The organism is Pseudomonas sp. CYM-20-01 (genome assembly GCF_023169845.1).
GTDB classification, from domain to species: Bacteria; Pseudomonadota; Gammaproteobacteria; order Pseudomonadales; family Pseudomonadaceae; genus Aquipseudomonas; species Aquipseudomonas azotoformans.
The window spans coordinates 6,456,908-6,470,166 of record NZ_AP025169.1 but is presented as its reverse complement, the minus strand read 5'-3'; the positions used below and the strand labels follow the sequence as shown (position 1 = coordinate 6,470,166).

The window sequence follows — 13,259 nt, the reverse complement described above, 5'->3', positions numbered from 1 at the left end:
CTGAAAGCGCTGTCAGAACATTCTTTGTTGCTTGTCGGGACGACAATCGTAGGTAGGGCTCGGACTGATAGCGTGTCTGAAATTTCTGTAAGTCTCACCTTCGTATTTTTACTGATGTTTGAGTGCTAGTTTTTATCGCTCAACCCCATCAGCAAGGATTCGCAAATGGCCGTCCCTCCCATACCTTCGGGCGTTTCGCTGCAAGACAATATCGCCTTGGCCAACAACCGCAGGATGCATTTGAAGCCTGGTTCGGCCTTCGCCTATTCGTGGTTTTACTCGCAGGTCAGAGGGCGTGGCCCTTGGGATTACAAACAGAAAAGTCGCGAGTATGAGGCGTTCGGTAACTTCAACTACGGCGTCACCGGCACTGTGCTGGGTATTCCGGAGAGTGTGCTGTTGAGAGCGGCTGGTGCGGCGCAAAAGGCAGCAGGGACTTCTCGGGCGGAGTTCGGAGACTGGTGGGGCGATGCGCCGTATGGCGATGATCACAGCGACCAGCATTGGATCAAGGAGGGTATCGAATATGCCAGAGCTCAAGGGTATTAATTGGCCGGTCCAGGGCTTGTTCAACGGGCTGCTGGTGGTGTGTCTCGGGTACTTGGGTGTTGGTTGGTTGATGAGCCCAGGTCCACCGGAATTGGATGAGGTTGTGCTCAAGTATTCTCTGAATAACGGGAGCTCCATTTACGGTGCGCGAAACAATCAGGGTGGCGCTACGGTGGGCTTTTCCTACCTGTACTACGTCCACAAGGATCTGGGGAATGATCGGGAAATACTCACGACATTGGTGTCGGCACACCCTTTTCTGAAAACCAAAGAGCCGGATGTTCAAGTTACCCGGCAGGGGGGCCTTATCCGCCTCACTGTTCGAGGTGAGGTTTATGAGTACCGTAGTTACCCGCTCGAAGGTTTAGGGGCTGTGAGACTAGACATGAGGTTATAGGTCGGCAGGCTCTCGGATTTTTCCTGCAAGATTTTGGGCTGTGCATGAACTTGTCGCATGCCGTCAGCGCGCCTAGTCTTCGCCCCGTCATCGCAAAAAACGGTGACACGGACGTGCAAGTCCGGTTACATGTCGGCGCACAAACGCCCATAGCCATTCAACGGGCGTTTTTTATGCCTGCTGTACTCGTTATGGCGGCTGTGCGTGGGAGATCCCTCGGGGTCTGCCGGGGTCCGATATGCCCGGTCTTGCACACCTGCGCACAGCTGCCACCTTAATTCGCGTGCAAGCGGAAGAGGGCAGTCTCCATCACATATCGGAGTTGTAGATCATGATCAAACCTACCCCCAATCCGCCCCTCTTCACCGTAAACCCTCACCAAGACACCGAAACCCTGCTGGTCAACGCCAGCGAAACCCTGTCCTCCCTCAACGCACTCACTTGCAACCTCGCCTTCGACCTGGACACCTCCCAGCGCGCAATCATGCTCGGCATCCAGCAGATGGCGGAGCTGGGGCAGTTGCTGGTGGACCGTGCCTTGGAACAGATTTCCCCTTCTCCAGTCGCTTAAAACTTGATCGTTCCCAAAAAGGGACCTATCGTTCCCTTTTTGGGACTCTTTGGCCGCTGCCATGCACACCTTGCCGCTCAGCACTGCGCTCTTCACTGTCACCCAGCAAAAAGTGCTGGGCCTGCTTTTCGGCAAGCCCGACCAAAGCTTCTTCACCAATGAAATTGCACGCTGGGCCCAAGTGGGCAAAGGCAGTCTCACCCGTGAGCTTGAGCGGTTGCAGTTGGCGGGCATCTTGAACATGACGCGCCAGGGCAACCAGACCCATTACCAAGCCAATCCCCAATGCCCTATCTACTCGGAATTGTTAGCTATCGTGCGCAAGACCCTGAGTCTGGACGAGCCCTTGCGCGATGCACTGGCACCTTTCGCCGAGCAGATAACCTGGGCCTTTGTCTACGGTTCCATCGCCAAGGGCGAGGCGCACTCATCCAGTGACATAGATCTCATGTTGATCGGCGAAAGCCTCAACTACAGTGAAGTCATGGAGCAGCTCATGCCACTGGAAGAGCAACTGGGGCGCACCATCAACCCGACGCTTTACACCCCTGAAGACTGGATCGGCAAATGGAATGTCGGGAACAGTTTTGTGCAGCGGGTCGTGCAGCAGGACAAGATCAATCTGATTGGGGGCAACCCCCTGGAATCCACGGATGGACAGCAAGGCAAACCTGGAGAATCTGCAACGTAGCGGCGGTTTGAAGGCTGAGCCGCCGGATCGCAAAGAGTGTGATGGGCTGATGCGTTCAGCCAGGGATCGGCTGAGGGATGCCGGCAAGGTGCAGGTGAGGTTGTTGGCGCTGTGTCATGAGCGTCGGAACCTGGCGGAGTACGAAGGGTATATGGATGAGGACGAGCCGCTCTTAGCCCAGTTGATTGACAGCACGACCACGTTGCGGGGAAACGTGGAGGGCCTGTTGGCTGGCTATCAGTGGGCATGACTCGATCAAAAATGTAGGAGAGGCGTCCTGGTGAATTGTGACGGGTTGCGGATCACTTGTTCCTTTCCCCTCGTAAAGATCCCCACCCCACTGCCGATAGCCAAGGGAGTTTTTCGACAGAAGTATCGACGCAATGTGGCTTTTGGATGGGTTTGCCTGGCTGTACGACCTCAACCGTTTTACCGGCACGCTTCTGATGTGGTTTGGCGTGCTGGTGCTCACGGCAGCGGTGACCATGAACGTGCAGTCCAATCGTGGGAAGTTGTGGGGGTTCATGATTACCACCGCAGGCGCGGTGTTTATCCTGGTGTACCTGGAAAGCCTCAAGCTGATCGGTGCCGATAAGGCAATCAGGGGCGTCGTGAGCAACTTTGTGGTCATGACCCTGGGCGGTCTTGGCTCGGGTCTGCTGGCGGTGGCGATATCCAAAGGACCTACCCCGGAAGAAGACAAACAGGCCCGAGGGTTTATCCGTGATCGTCTGCTGGATGCGCTTGAATACGCCTTCGTGTACGTCGCGATTTGCGCGTTCACCGTGTTCGCGGTGTGCTTGCCACTCAACCTGCTGGGCTGGCCGCCCGTCGACGAGCATGACTTGCTGAGCCTGCTGGTGGTGTGCCTGGGGGCACTGCTGGGTTACGCCATAGCCTCCCGTCCCAGTCGCTTGAGAAACTGGGAGCAACTGGGCGGCTGCGCGCTGGTGGTGCTGCTCTTGCTGCTGTTGCCGGTTTACGCCCAGGCGCTATCAGGCCTGTGGGAGTGGAGTTGGGCGGCTGTGTTGGGGCTGCACGGTTTTGCCGCCTTGGCGTTGTTCAGGACCGTATGGTTCCACCACACCGAATGGCACCGCACCTGAACGCCCGTGTTTATTGATGCATCATTAACCCAGGCGTAACAGTCCAGCGCCCAGCTTGATTGATGGCCCCCTCAATCACTCCTAAGGTAAGCCCCACGACAGCAAACCCGTGGAGCGACCATGACAACAACAATAACCCCCGACTCACGCTGGACGCGGCGGCGCGACGAGAAGCAGCGGCGGCTCGGGCTGGTCAAACAGTACGCAGACGGTGCGGTGCTGCCCAGCGACAGGATCGTCGAGGCGCTTGAGGCGTTGATCCTCCCCGGCGACCGCGTGGTGCTGGAAGGCAACAACCAGAAACAGGCCGATTTCCTCTCGCGCTCCCTGGCCAAGGCCGACCCGGCCAAGCTCCACGATTTGCACATGATCATGCCCAGTGTCGGCCGCTCCGAGCACCTGGACCTGTTTGAAAAAGGCATCGCCCGCAAGCTCGATTTCTCCTTTGCCGGCACCCAATCCCTGCGCATCAGCCAGTTGCTCGAAGACGGCCTGCTGGAAATCGGCGCGATCCACACCTACATCGAACTCTATGCGCGGCTGGTGGTGGACCTGATCCCCAACGTAGTGCTCTCCGCCGGTTTCATGGCCGACCGCGCCGGCAACATCTACACCGGTGCCAGCACCGAAGACACCCCGGCGCTGATCGAGCCCGCCGCGTTCAGCGACGGCATTGTGATCGTGCAGGTCAACCAGTTGGTGGATGACGTTACCGACTTGCCCCGCGTCGACATCCCCGCCAGTTGGGTGGACTTCGTGGTAGTGGCCGACAAGCCGTTCTACATCGAGCCGCTGTTCACCCGCGACCCGCGCCACATCAAGCCGGTGCATGTGTTGATGGCGATGATGGCGATCCGTGGCATCTACGAAAAACACAATGTGCAGTCGCTGAACCACGGCATTGGATTCAACACCGCCGCCATCGAGTTGATCCTGCCGACCTACGGCGAATCCCTCGGCCTCAAGGGCAAGATCTGCCGCAACTGGACGCTCAACCCGCACCCCACGCTGATCCCTGCGATTGAAAGCGGCTGGGTGGAAAGCGTGCATTGCTTCGGCACCGAACTGGGCATGGAAAACTACATCGCCGCCCGCCCGGATGTGTTCTTTACCGGCCGCGACGGCTCGATGCGTTCCAATCGCATGTTCTGCCAGCTCGCCGGCCAATACGCGGTGGACTTGTTTATCGGCGCCACCCTGCAGGTCGACGGCGACGGCCATTCCTCCACCGTGACCCGTGGCCGCCTTGCCGGGTTTGGTGGCGCGCCGAACATGGGCCATGACCCGCGCGGTCGCCGTCATGGTACGCCGGCGTGGCTGGACATGCGTCACGACGATGCGCCTGAAGCCTTGTTGGAACGCGGTAAAAAACTCGTGGTGCAAATGGTCGAGACCTTCCAGGAAGGCGGCAAACCCACTTTCGTCGACACCCTCGACGCCGTGGAAGTCGCACGCAAAAGCGGCATGCCCCTGGCGCCGATCATGATCTACGGCGATGACGTCACCCACCTGCTCACCGAAGAAGGTATCGCCTACCTGTACAAGGCGCGCTCCCTAGAAGAGCGCCAGGCGATGATCGCCGCCGTCGCAGGCGTCACCGCCATCGGCATGCGCCACAACCCCAAGGACACTGCACGCATGCGCCGCGAAGGCTTGATCGCCTTACCTGAAGACCTGGGGATTCGCCGCACCGACGCCACTCGTGAACTGTTGGCCGCCAAGAGCGTGGCTGACCTGGTGGACTGGTCCGGTGGTCTGTACAACCCGCCCGCCAAATTCAGGAGCTGGTAAATGCGCGCCCTCAAACTGCATGAACTCAGCCTTGCGGATCAACTGGCCGACATGGCCGTCGATGCGCTGATCGATGAAGCCGACCTGTCGCCCAAGCCCGCCCTGGTGGACCGGCGCGGCAACGGCGCCCACAGCGATTTACACCTGGGCCTGATGCACGCCTCGGCGCTGTCGCTATGGCCGATGTTCAAGGAAATGGCCGAGGCGGCGATTGAGATCGGTGAAATCGGCTTGCCCCTGCGCGAAGCCCTCGGGCGCATTGGCCGTGAAGGTGAGCAAGCGATGCTCATCACCACCAACGGGGTGAACACCCATCGTGGCGCGATCTGGGCCCTCGGTTTGCTCACCGCCGCCGCCGCGCTGGAACCACGCGCCGTGACGCTGACCGCCGCCCAACTGGCCCTGCTCAACGACCGCTTCGCTCCGCAACCCCTGAGCCATGGCGCCCAGGTTGCCCAGCGCTACGGCGCACGCGGGGCTCGTGAAGAAGCGCAGCTCGGCTTCCCCTCGGTGGTACAACGAGGCCTGCCGCAACTGCGCAAAAGCCGCCTGCAGCATGCCGGCGAACAGAATGCGCGCCTGGATGCCTTGCTCGCGATCATGACCGAGCTGGCTGACACTTGCGTGCTTTACCGCGCCGGCACCGAGGGCCTTCAAGCCATGCAGCACGGTGCCCAAGCGGTGCTCGACGCTGGCGGCAGCGCAACCCTGGCCGGTCGTCGCCAACTGCATGAGCTGGACCAGCAACTGCTGGCCCTGAATGCCTCCCCCGGCGGCGCCGCCGACCTGTTGGCCGCCTGCCTGTTTATCGACCGCCTCGACGGAGCGTTGTGATGGAAACCTTATCCTTTGAATTCCCCGCCGGGCAGCCGCCAAAAGGCCGTGCGCTGGTGGGCTGCGTCGGCTCGGGCGACCTGGAAGTGCTGCTGGAACCGGGCACGCCGGGCACCCTGACCATCCAGGTGCAGACCTCGGTGAACGGTGCCGAGCAACGCTGGCAGCATCTGTTCGAGCGGATGTTCCAGGAGCAGACCCCGCCGGCCTTGAATATCGATATCCACGATTTTGGCGCCACCCCCGGCGTGGTGCGCTTGCGCCTGGAGCAGGGTTTCGAGGAGGTCGGCCATGACTGACTTACTCGCCAAACACAGCTTCGTGGAACTGGGCGCTCGGCAGCGCGCCAAGGCTTTGCTGGACGCCGGCTCCTACCGCGAATTGATCGACCCGTTCCAGCGCGTGATGTCGCCGTGGCTGAGCCGCCAGGGCGTGGTGCCCCAGGCCGATGACGGGGTGGTGATCGCCAAGGGTAGCATTGGCGGAAAACCGGTGGTGATTGCCGCCATCGAGGGCAACTTCCAGGGCGGCAGCCTTGGCGAGGTGGGCGGCGCGAAAATCGCCGGCGCTCTGGAGCTGGCGGCCGAAGACAATCGCAAGGGCATTCCAACCCGCGCTGTGTTGCTGCTAGAAACCGGCGGCGTGCGCTTGCAGGAAGCCAACCTGGGCCTGGCGGCCATCGCGGATATCCATGCGGCAATTGTCGACCTGCGCCAGTACCAGCCGGTGATCGGCGTGGTGGCGGGCAGTGTCGGTTGCTTTGGCGGCATGTCCATCGCCGCGGGGTTGTGCAGTTACCTTGTCGTCACCCGCGAAGCCCGCCTTGGCTTGAATGGCCCGCAAGTGATCGAACAGGAAGCTGGGCTTGAAGAGTATGACTCCCGCGACCGGCCCTTCATCTGGAGCCTCACCGGCGGCGAGCAGCGCTTCAACAGCGGCTTGGCCGACCGTTATGTAGCGGACGATGTGGCCGAGATTCAACAGACCGTCAGCGCATTGCTGCAACAGGGCCTGCCCACCCAGCAACGCAGCCGCCAATCCGAATACTACCTGGCGCGCCTGGCCGAACTGGATGCTACGCCGCAGCTCGACCCGGCGACGGTACGCGCGCTGTTTCAAGGAGAACGCTCATGAGAGGTTTGCAGTGGTTCAACGCATTGAGCGCCGGTGCAACGCCCGTTGAGGGTTTGCCGAACTCCCTGAAAGTGGCCGACGGCCTGCTGGGCGAGCAAGCCGTACGCTTTATCGCCGTGGTCACCGACGCGCAAAACCGTTTCCCCCGCGCACGCAATGGCGAAGTCGGTTTGCTCGAAGGTTGGGGTTTGGCGAAGGCTGTCGATGAAGCCATCGCCCGAGGCGACAAACGCCCGATCATTGCCATTGTCGACGTGCCCAGCCAGGCCTATGGCCGGCGCGAAGAAGCCCTCGGCATCCACCAGGCGCTGGCTGCCGCCGCCGACAGCTATGCCCGTGCCCGATTGGCCGGGCACCCGGTGATCGCGCTGCTGGTGGGCAAAGCCATGTCCGGCGCGTTCCTCGCCCATGGCTACCAGGCCAATCGCCTGATCGCCCTGCGCGACCCCGGTGTGATGGTGCACGCCATGGGCAAGGCCTCGGCGGCGCGGGTGACCCTGCGCAGCGTCGAAGAGCTGGAAGCCCTGGCCGCCAGCGTGCCGCCGATGGCCTATGACATCGACAGCTATGCCAGCCTCGGCCTGTTGTGGGAGACCTTGACGGTCAGCCAGATCGAACAGCCCACGGCGCAAGATGTGGCGCGGGTCAACGAGTGCCTGGTGAGTGCGATCAAGGATGTCGGCACGCCGGATTTGAGCAGCCGCCTCGGTGCGTCCAACCGCGCCGCTTCCAGCCATGTGCGCCAACTGCTGCGGGAGCAATGGTGAACGCCCACGACCTGCTCTGGGGCATGACCCCGGCGCACCTGCCCGCTGACGCACCGGCGTGGGCGAAGGATGCGGTTGGCACGGTGGTCGTGCGCCGCGCCATCGTCGCGCCGGGGCGGGTCGCCGTGGGCGTGCGCGGGCGTTTGCGCGAGCAGCGGTTTGCCGCGTTGATGCCGATGGCAGCCGTGCAGCGGCGGGTCGCGCCGGAGGCGTTGCGCGATGTGGTTTCGACAAGGGATCTACCGGCATTGCAAGCCCTTGATCAACTGCGGCCGGTGCTGGCGCCATTGAGTTGGGGCGTCACGGGTAGCGCTGGTTTTGAGTTGGCAACGGGCATTGAAGCACTGCATGCCCAGAGCGACCTGGACCTGATTCTGCGCACACCCGATCCGCTGGATCGCAGCGATGCACGCGACTTGTTGGCCACCTTGGACAACGCCGCGTGCGCTGTGGATATGCAACTGCAAACGCCTTTCGGTGCCGTCGCCTTGCGCGAATGGGCCGGTCCATCACGGCGGGTGCTGTTGAAAACCGCCAACGGTGCGCATTTGGTCCTTGATCCCTGGCAGGCCGTGGCATGAGCAGCCTTCTGGTGTTCCCAGGGCAGGGCGCCCAACGCCCGGGCATGCTCCAGGCGTTGCCGGCCGATGTGTTGGAACAAGCCAGCGATGCCTTGGGTGAAGACGTGCGCACCTTGGATTCTGCTGAGGCCCTGGCCAATACCCGCGCTGTACAACTTTGCCTGCTGATCGCCGGCGTGGCCCACGCCCGCCTGCTGCAACACACGCCGGACTACGTCGCAGGCCTGTCCATTGGTGCCTACGCGGCGGCGGTGATTGCCGGCGCGATGGACTTCAACGAGGCAATCAAGCTGGTCAGCCTGCGCGGTGAGCTGATGCAAAACGCTTATCCACAGGGCTACGGCATGACCGCGATCATCGGCCCCGAGTTATCCACCGTCGAAAACCTCCTGGCCGAAGTGCACAGCCCTGAAACCCCGGTGTATCTGGCCAATATCAATGCCGATAACCAGACTGTGATTGCCGGCAGCGACCAGGCCATGAAACGCGTCGCCGACCGCATCAAAGGCAACGGCATCGCCAAACGCCTGGCCGTCAGCGTGCCATCCCATTGCGCATTGTTGGACCAACCGGCCCAGGCCCTGGCCCAAGCCTTCGGTACGCTCAAGGCGCCGCGCATCACCTACCTGAGCAGCACCCGCGCACGGCCGATTCACAACCCCGAGCAATTGCGCGACGACCTGGCCTTCAACATGTGCCGCGTCGTCGACTGGCGCGGCACCGTGCAAAGCGCCTACGAGCGCGGCGTGCGCCTGCAAATCGAACTGCCACCGGGCGCAGTGCTCACCGGCCTGTCACGGCGGGTGTTTGAGCAAGGCACGGTGATCGCCTGTGAAGGCGCACGCCTGGACACCCTGCAGGCCTTGCTGCAAGAGGAGGACCGCCGCCACCGATAAAGCACTGCCCAAGGCTTTCGAAGCACAAAAACAACAATTTCGATTGAGCACTTTGAGGACAACAACAATGATTATCTACGGTGTGGCATTACTGGCGATCTGTACGCTCGCGGGCGTGATCATGGGCGACATGCTCGGCGTGTTGCTGGGTGTCAAATCCAATGTGGGCGGGGTGGGGATCGCGATGATCCTGTTGATCTGCGCCCGCCTGTGGATGCAAAAGCGTGGCGGCATGACCAAGGACTGCGAAATGGGCGTGGGATTCTGGGGCGCGATGTACATCCCCGTGGTGGTGGCGATGGCTGCGCAACAAAACGTGGTCACCGCCCTGCACGGCGGCCCGGTGGCGGTGCTCGCCGCGATCGGTTCGGTAGTGGTATGTGGTTGCACGATTGCCCTGATCAGCCGCACGCACAAGGGCGAACCGTTGCCCGATGAAGAGCCGCTGATTGCTCCAGTGGGAGGTCGCTGATATGTGGGATCTCATCGAAAAAGGCCTGGAACACAACGGCCTGATCACCGCGTTTGCCTTCGTGGGTGTGGTGATGTGGATTTCCGTGGTGCTGTCCAAGCGCCTGACCTTCGGACGCATTCATGGCTCGGCGATTGCCATCGTCATCGGCCTGGTATTGGCCTGGGTCGGCGGTACGATCACCGGCGGCCAGAAAGGCCTGGCGGACCTGGCGCTGTTCTCTGGCATCGGGTTGATGGGTGGGGCAATGCTGCGCGACTTTGCCATCGTCGCCACGGCGTTCGAAGTGCAAGCCACCGAGGCGCGCAAGGCTGGGATGATCGGCGTGGTCGCGCTGCTGCTGGGCACGATCCTGCCGTTTATCGTTGGTGCGAGCATGGCCTGGGTGTTTGGTTATCGCGATGCGATCAGCATGACCACCATTGGCGCAGGGGCTGTGACCTACATCGTCGGCCCGGTGACCGGCGCGGCGATTGGCGCGACCTCGGATGTGATGGCGCTGTCGATTGCCACCGGCTTGATCAAGGCGATCCTGGTCATGGTCGGTACGCCGGTCGCGGCGCGCTGGATGGGCTTGGACAACCCGCGTTCGGCGATGGTGTTTGGTGGGTTGGCCGGCACCGTCAGCGGTGTGACGGCGGGGCTGGCGGCGACGGATCGGCGGTTGGTGCCGTATGGCGCGCTGACGGCGACGTTCCACACCGGGCTGGGCTGCCTGCTTGGGCCTTCGCTGCTGTATTTCATTGTGCGCGGCCTGGTTGGGTAAGGGGTCTATCAGGGCCTCATCGGGGGCAAGCCCCCTCCCACATTTGGAACGCATTTCAAGTGTGGGAGGGGGCTTGCCCCCGATAGCGGTGTGTCAGGCTGGCACCTGGCGGTTGGCATACATCCGACACTCCGCCAGCAACGCCAGCAGGTTTGGGTCCCTTTCCTTGGCCTTCAAGAACACCACCCCGATATGCTGCTGCAACCGATACCTGGGTTGCAGCGGTATGAGCTTCACGCGGTTCTCATACACCGCCGCAATCCGCCCCGGCAGCAACGCATAACCCACGCCCGAGCTGACCATGCTCAGCAGCGTGAAGATGTCATTGACCTGCATCGCCACCTTCGGCTCGAACCCCGCCTGCTTGAACACACGGTTGCCATCCTGGTGCGTGGCGAAGCCTTGGGTGAGGGTGATGAAGGTCGCGTCGCGCACGTCGGCGAGGTCGATTTGCTGTTCGCGGTCGAAGGGTGAGTCGGCCGGGGTGGCGAGGAATATATCGTCGGAAAACAGCGCGATCTGTTCGCAGTCGGAGTCGTTGGCGTGCTCATCCAGGGAGATGAGGATCGCGTCTACTTCCATGTTCTTGAGCTTGTAGAGCAGGTCGAAGTTGGAACCCAGGATCAGGTCGATATTGAGCTCGCTGCGGCGGATCTTCAGGCCCATGATCAGCTGCGGCACGGTCTTCACTGTCAGCGAATACAGCGAGCCCAATTTGAAGCGTTCGGCGGAGAACCCGGCGGCTTCGCGGGTCAGGCGTACGCTGTCGACCACGTCGGCCACCAGTTTCTGCGCACGTTCTTCGAGGACGTAGGCGCTTTCCAGCGGCGTGAGGTTGCGCCCTTCGTGCTTGAACAGCGGGCAGCGCAGCGCGTTTTCCAGGGAGTGGATGGCGCGGTGTACGCTCACATTGCTGGTTTGCAGTTCGGCGGCGGCGCGGGCCAGGTTGCCGGTGCGCATGAACGCCAGGAAGATTTCCAGTTTCTTGAGGGTGAATTCTTCGTCGATCAGCATGGCCGTGGCTCTTGTTCGAATGCGGTCGATTGTGCCCGCAAAACCCTTCGGCGTCGCCGGAACGTCATAAGCCGCTTGCACTCTTATGCGCAAGGCTGGACGCTTGCCAGCCAGTCCTAACGGTTACAGGAGGTCAGCGGCACATGTACCACGGGGAACGATTCAACGCCTGGAGCCATTTGCTCGGTGCTGTCGCGGCGTGTATTGGCGCCGTGTGGATGTTGGTGGTGGCGAGCCTGGACGGCAGCCCCTGGAAGATCGTCAGTGTGGCGATCTATGGCTTTACCTTGATGGTGCTGTACAGCGCGTCCACCGTGTACCACAGCGTGCAGGGTCGCAGAAAGGAGATCATGCAGAAGGTCGATCACTTTTCGATCTACCTGTTGATCGCCGGCAGCTACACGCCGTTTTGCCTGGTGACCCTGCGCGGGCCATGGGGCTGGACGCTGTTCGGGATCGTGTGGGGGTTGGCGGTGATCGGGATCTTGCAGGAGATCAAGCCGCGCTCCGAGGCGCGCATCCTGTCGATCGTGATCTATGCGGTGATGGGCTGGATCGTGCTGGTGGCGGTCAAGCCGCTGCTGGCAGCATTGGGCACGGCCGGGTTTATCTGGCTGGCCTCGGGCGGGGTGTTGTACACCGTCGGCATCATCTTTTTTGCCTTGGAGGATCGCCTGCGGCATTCCCATGGGATCTGGCATTTGTTTGTGATCGGCGGCAGCCTGCTGCATTTTGTGGCGATCATGCATTACGTGTTATAGCCGCTCCAGAAGCTCCCTGGCACGGTGGCCAAAGATCTCCAGCAGATTGGCCAACATATGCGGCGGCGGTTCGTCGGCGCGGGTCAGGGCGTACAGGGTGATTGGCAGCGGCGGTGTGAGGGGGCGGATGCAGGTGGTGGCCGTTGACGCACCCAGCGCGGTGAAGGGATCGATCACCGTCAAACCAGCCCCGGATTCCACCATGGCGCGAGCCAGGGAATAGGTTTGCACCGAGATCGTTACCCTGGGCGGTGGGTCGACGTTTTCCAGGTAGCTGTCGAGCTTCGCCGCCAGCGGGTCGGCGCTGGAGAGGCCGATCAGCGGTGCGCCCGCCAGGTCAGCCAACGGCAAGGGCTTGCTCAGTTCGGCTGGCGGCCAATAGCCTTTGGACGCCAATGCCACCAACACGCCGTTGGCCAGCACCTGTGTGGTCAACCCCGGATGGCCGGAAAAGTTGAGCGTCAGCGCCAGGTCAATTTCACGCATCAACAGCTTCTGCACCAGCTCGCGGCTATGGTCGCTGGACAGCTCGCAGGCCATGTCCGGGTAATCGCGTTTCCACTCCAGAATCGCCGGCGGCAGCAACGACAGCGCCAGCGCCGGGATCGCGCCGATGCGCACACTCTGGCCCGGTTCACGGCGCAGGCTTTTGGCCAGGCGTCTTACGCCTTGCAGGCTATCGGTGACTTTCTCCACTTCGCGTTCCAGCGCCAGTGCTTCCGGGGTGGGCAGCAATTTGCCGCGCACCCGCAGGAACAGCGGGAAGCCCAGCTGCAATTCGGCGTGCTGCAACACCTTGGTCACCGCCGGTTGCGAGACATGCAGCAATTGCGCGGCGGCGCTGACCGAACCGGTCTGGCGGATGGCCTGGAAGATTTCGATATGACGCAAGCGCATGGCGAGTCCATAACCTTTGTTTATAGGTAGCC

Annotated in this window: 17 protein-coding genes; 15 read left to right on the top strand and 2 right to left on the bottom strand. The window is 61.8% G+C overall.

The annotated features are described in order from the left end of the window. The first annotated feature begins 165 nt into the window (after nt 1–165). The 14 genes from M2497_RS29580 to madM all read left to right on the top strand — a co-directional run bounded on the left by M2497_RS29580 (nt 166) and on the right by madM (nt 10,555). On the top strand, nt 166–549 hold the full coding sequence (locus M2497_RS29580) for a polymorphic toxin type 44 domain-containing protein (protein WP_248485056.1): 384 nt from the start codon (nt 166–168) through the stop codon (nt 547–549). A gap of 728 nt (nt 550–1,277) precedes the next feature. After that, nucleotides 1,278–1,517, top strand: coding sequence for a DUF6124 family protein (locus M2497_RS29575; RefSeq protein WP_248485055.1), 240 nt, complete (start codon nt 1,278–1,280; stop codon nt 1,515–1,517). Nucleotides 1,518–1,578: 61 nt separating this feature from the next. Next, nucleotides 1,579–2,208, top strand: coding sequence for a nucleotidyltransferase domain-containing protein (locus M2497_RS29570; RefSeq protein WP_248485054.1), 630 nt, complete (start codon nt 1,579–1,581; stop codon nt 2,206–2,208). Next, nucleotides 2,171–2,458, top strand: coding sequence for a hypothetical protein (locus M2497_RS29565; protein WP_248485053.1), 288 nt, complete (start codon nt 2,171–2,173; stop codon nt 2,456–2,458). Before M2497_RS29570 ends, M2497_RS29565 begins: the two co-directional genes overlap by 38 nt. Nucleotides 2,459–2,591: 133 nt before the next feature. Then, a complete protein-coding gene (locus M2497_RS29560) occupies nt 2,592–3,314 on the top strand; it encodes a hypothetical protein (protein WP_248485052.1) in 723 nt (240 codons plus the stop codon). A gap of 120 nt (nt 3,315–3,434) precedes the next feature. Continuing rightward, nucleotides 3,435–5,105, top strand: coding sequence for a malonate decarboxylase subunit alpha (gene mdcA / locus M2497_RS29555; RefSeq protein ID WP_058426576.1), 1,671 nt, complete (start codon nt 3,435–3,437; stop codon nt 5,103–5,105). Continuing rightward, nucleotides 5,106–5,939, top strand: coding sequence for a triphosphoribosyl-dephospho-CoA synthase (locus M2497_RS29550; protein ID WP_248485051.1), 834 nt, complete (start codon nt 5,106–5,108; stop codon nt 5,937–5,939). Further along, complete coding sequence (locus M2497_RS29545; RefSeq protein ID WP_071490357.1) at nt 5,939–6,238, top strand: malonate decarboxylase subunit delta; 300 nt, start codon at nt 5,939–5,941, stop codon at nt 6,236–6,238. Before M2497_RS29550 ends, M2497_RS29545 begins: the two co-directional genes overlap by 1 nt. After that, on the top strand, nt 6,231–7,073 hold the full coding sequence (locus tag M2497_RS29540) for a biotin-independent malonate decarboxylase subunit beta (RefSeq protein WP_248485050.1): 843 nt from the start codon (nt 6,231–6,233) through the stop codon (nt 7,071–7,073). Before M2497_RS29545 ends, M2497_RS29540 begins: the two co-directional genes overlap by 8 nt. Further along, nucleotides 7,070–7,840: a biotin-independent malonate decarboxylase subunit gamma gene (gene mdcE, locus M2497_RS29535; RefSeq protein WP_248485049.1), complete on the top strand. Its 771-nt coding sequence runs from the start codon at nt 7,070–7,072 to the stop codon at nt 7,838–7,840. Before M2497_RS29540 ends, mdcE begins: the two co-directional genes overlap by 4 nt. Beyond that, entirely contained in the window at nt 7,834–8,421 is a 588-nt protein-coding gene (locus M2497_RS29530) for a malonate decarboxylase holo-ACP synthase (RefSeq protein WP_248485048.1), read from the top strand. Before mdcE ends, M2497_RS29530 begins: the two co-directional genes overlap by 7 nt. Continuing rightward, the gene (gene mdcH / locus M2497_RS29525) at nt 8,418–9,317 is read left to right on the top strand and encodes a malonate decarboxylase subunit epsilon (protein ID WP_248485047.1); all 900 of its coding nucleotides are present in this window, start codon (nt 8,418–8,420) and stop codon (nt 9,315–9,317) included. The genes M2497_RS29530 and mdcH overlap by 4 nt, the downstream gene beginning before the upstream one ends. A gap of 67 nt (nt 9,318–9,384) precedes the next feature. Beyond that, the gene (gene madL, locus M2497_RS29520) at nt 9,385–9,789 is read left to right on the top strand and encodes a malonate transporter subunit MadL (protein ID WP_015886323.1); all 405 of its coding nucleotides are present in this window, start codon (nt 9,385–9,387) and stop codon (nt 9,787–9,789) included. Between the two features lies 1 nt (nt 9,790). Next, nucleotides 9,791–10,555, top strand: a complete 765-nt coding sequence (gene madM / locus M2497_RS29515) for a malonate transporter subunit MadM (protein ID WP_248485046.1) — start codon at nt 9,791–9,793, stop codon at nt 10,553–10,555. Nucleotides 10,556–10,648: 93 nt separating this feature from the next. On the opposite strand, the gene M2497_RS29510 is transcribed toward madM, so the two are convergent. After that, a complete protein-coding gene (locus M2497_RS29510) occupies nt 10,649–11,569 on the bottom strand; it encodes a LysR substrate-binding domain-containing protein (protein WP_248485045.1) in 921 nt (306 codons plus the stop codon). A 143-nt stretch (nt 11,570–11,712) separates the two neighbouring features. Here M2497_RS29510 and M2497_RS29505 point away from each other — a divergent pair, with 143 nt between their 5' ends. Next, nucleotides 11,713–12,330, top strand: coding sequence for a hemolysin III family protein (locus tag M2497_RS29505; RefSeq protein WP_058426584.1), 618 nt, complete (start codon nt 11,713–11,715; stop codon nt 12,328–12,330). Here M2497_RS29505 and M2497_RS29500 read toward each other — a convergent pair. After that, nucleotides 12,325–13,227, bottom strand: a complete 903-nt coding sequence (locus tag M2497_RS29500) for a LysR substrate-binding domain-containing protein (RefSeq protein ID WP_248485044.1) — start codon at nt 13,225–13,227, stop codon at nt 12,325–12,327. The two genes, M2497_RS29505 and M2497_RS29500, sit on opposite strands and share 6 nt — an antisense overlap. Nucleotides 13,228–13,259 lie beyond the last annotated feature (32 nt).

What these genes read in the sequence shown, in the direction of transcription:
- M2497_RS29580 (WP_248485056.1), top strand. Translation starts at nt 166, where the DNA reads ATGGCCGTCCCTCCCATACCTTCGGGCGTTTCGCTGCAAGACAATATC.
- M2497_RS29575 (WP_248485055.1), top strand. Translation starts at nt 1,278, where the DNA reads ATGATCAAACCTACCCCCAATCCGCCCCTCTTCACCGTAAACCCTCAC.
- M2497_RS29570 (WP_248485054.1), top strand. Translation starts at nt 1,579, where the DNA reads ATGCACACCTTGCCGCTCAGCACTGCGCTCTTCACTGTCACCCAGCAA.
- M2497_RS29565 (WP_248485053.1), top strand. Translation starts at nt 2,171, where the DNA reads ATGGACAGCAAGGCAAACCTGGAGAATCTGCAACGTAGCGGCGGTTTG.
- M2497_RS29560 (WP_248485052.1), top strand. Translation starts at nt 2,592, where the DNA reads ATGTGGCTTTTGGATGGGTTTGCCTGGCTGTACGACCTCAACCGTTTT.
- mdcA (WP_058426576.1), top strand. Translation starts at nt 3,435, where the DNA reads ATGACAACAACAATAACCCCCGACTCACGCTGGACGCGGCGGCGCGAC.
- M2497_RS29550 (WP_248485051.1), top strand. Translation starts at nt 5,106, where the DNA reads ATGCGCGCCCTCAAACTGCATGAACTCAGCCTTGCGGATCAACTGGCC.
- M2497_RS29545 (WP_071490357.1), top strand. Translation starts at nt 5,939, where the DNA reads ATGGAAACCTTATCCTTTGAATTCCCCGCCGGGCAGCCGCCAAAAGGC.
- M2497_RS29540 (WP_248485050.1), top strand. Translation starts at nt 6,231, where the DNA reads ATGACTGACTTACTCGCCAAACACAGCTTCGTGGAACTGGGCGCTCGG.
- mdcE (WP_248485049.1), top strand. Translation starts at nt 7,070, where the DNA reads ATGAGAGGTTTGCAGTGGTTCAACGCATTGAGCGCCGGTGCAACGCCC.
- M2497_RS29530 (WP_248485048.1), top strand. Translation starts at nt 7,834, where the DNA reads ATGGTGAACGCCCACGACCTGCTCTGGGGCATGACCCCGGCGCACCTG.
- mdcH (WP_248485047.1), top strand. Translation starts at nt 8,418, where the DNA reads ATGAGCAGCCTTCTGGTGTTCCCAGGGCAGGGCGCCCAACGCCCGGGC.
- madL (WP_015886323.1), top strand. Translation starts at nt 9,385, where the DNA reads ATGATTATCTACGGTGTGGCATTACTGGCGATCTGTACGCTCGCGGGC.
- madM (WP_248485046.1), top strand. Translation starts at nt 9,791, where the DNA reads ATGTGGGATCTCATCGAAAAAGGCCTGGAACACAACGGCCTGATCACC.
- M2497_RS29510 (WP_248485045.1), bottom strand. Translation starts at nt 11,569, where the DNA reads ATGCTGATCGACGAAGAATTCACCCTCAAGAAACTGGAAATCTTCCTG.
- M2497_RS29505 (WP_058426584.1), top strand. Translation starts at nt 11,713, where the DNA reads ATGTACCACGGGGAACGATTCAACGCCTGGAGCCATTTGCTCGGTGCT.
- M2497_RS29500 (WP_248485044.1), bottom strand. Translation starts at nt 13,227, where the DNA reads ATGCGCTTGCGTCATATCGAAATCTTCCAGGCCATCCGCCAGACCGGT.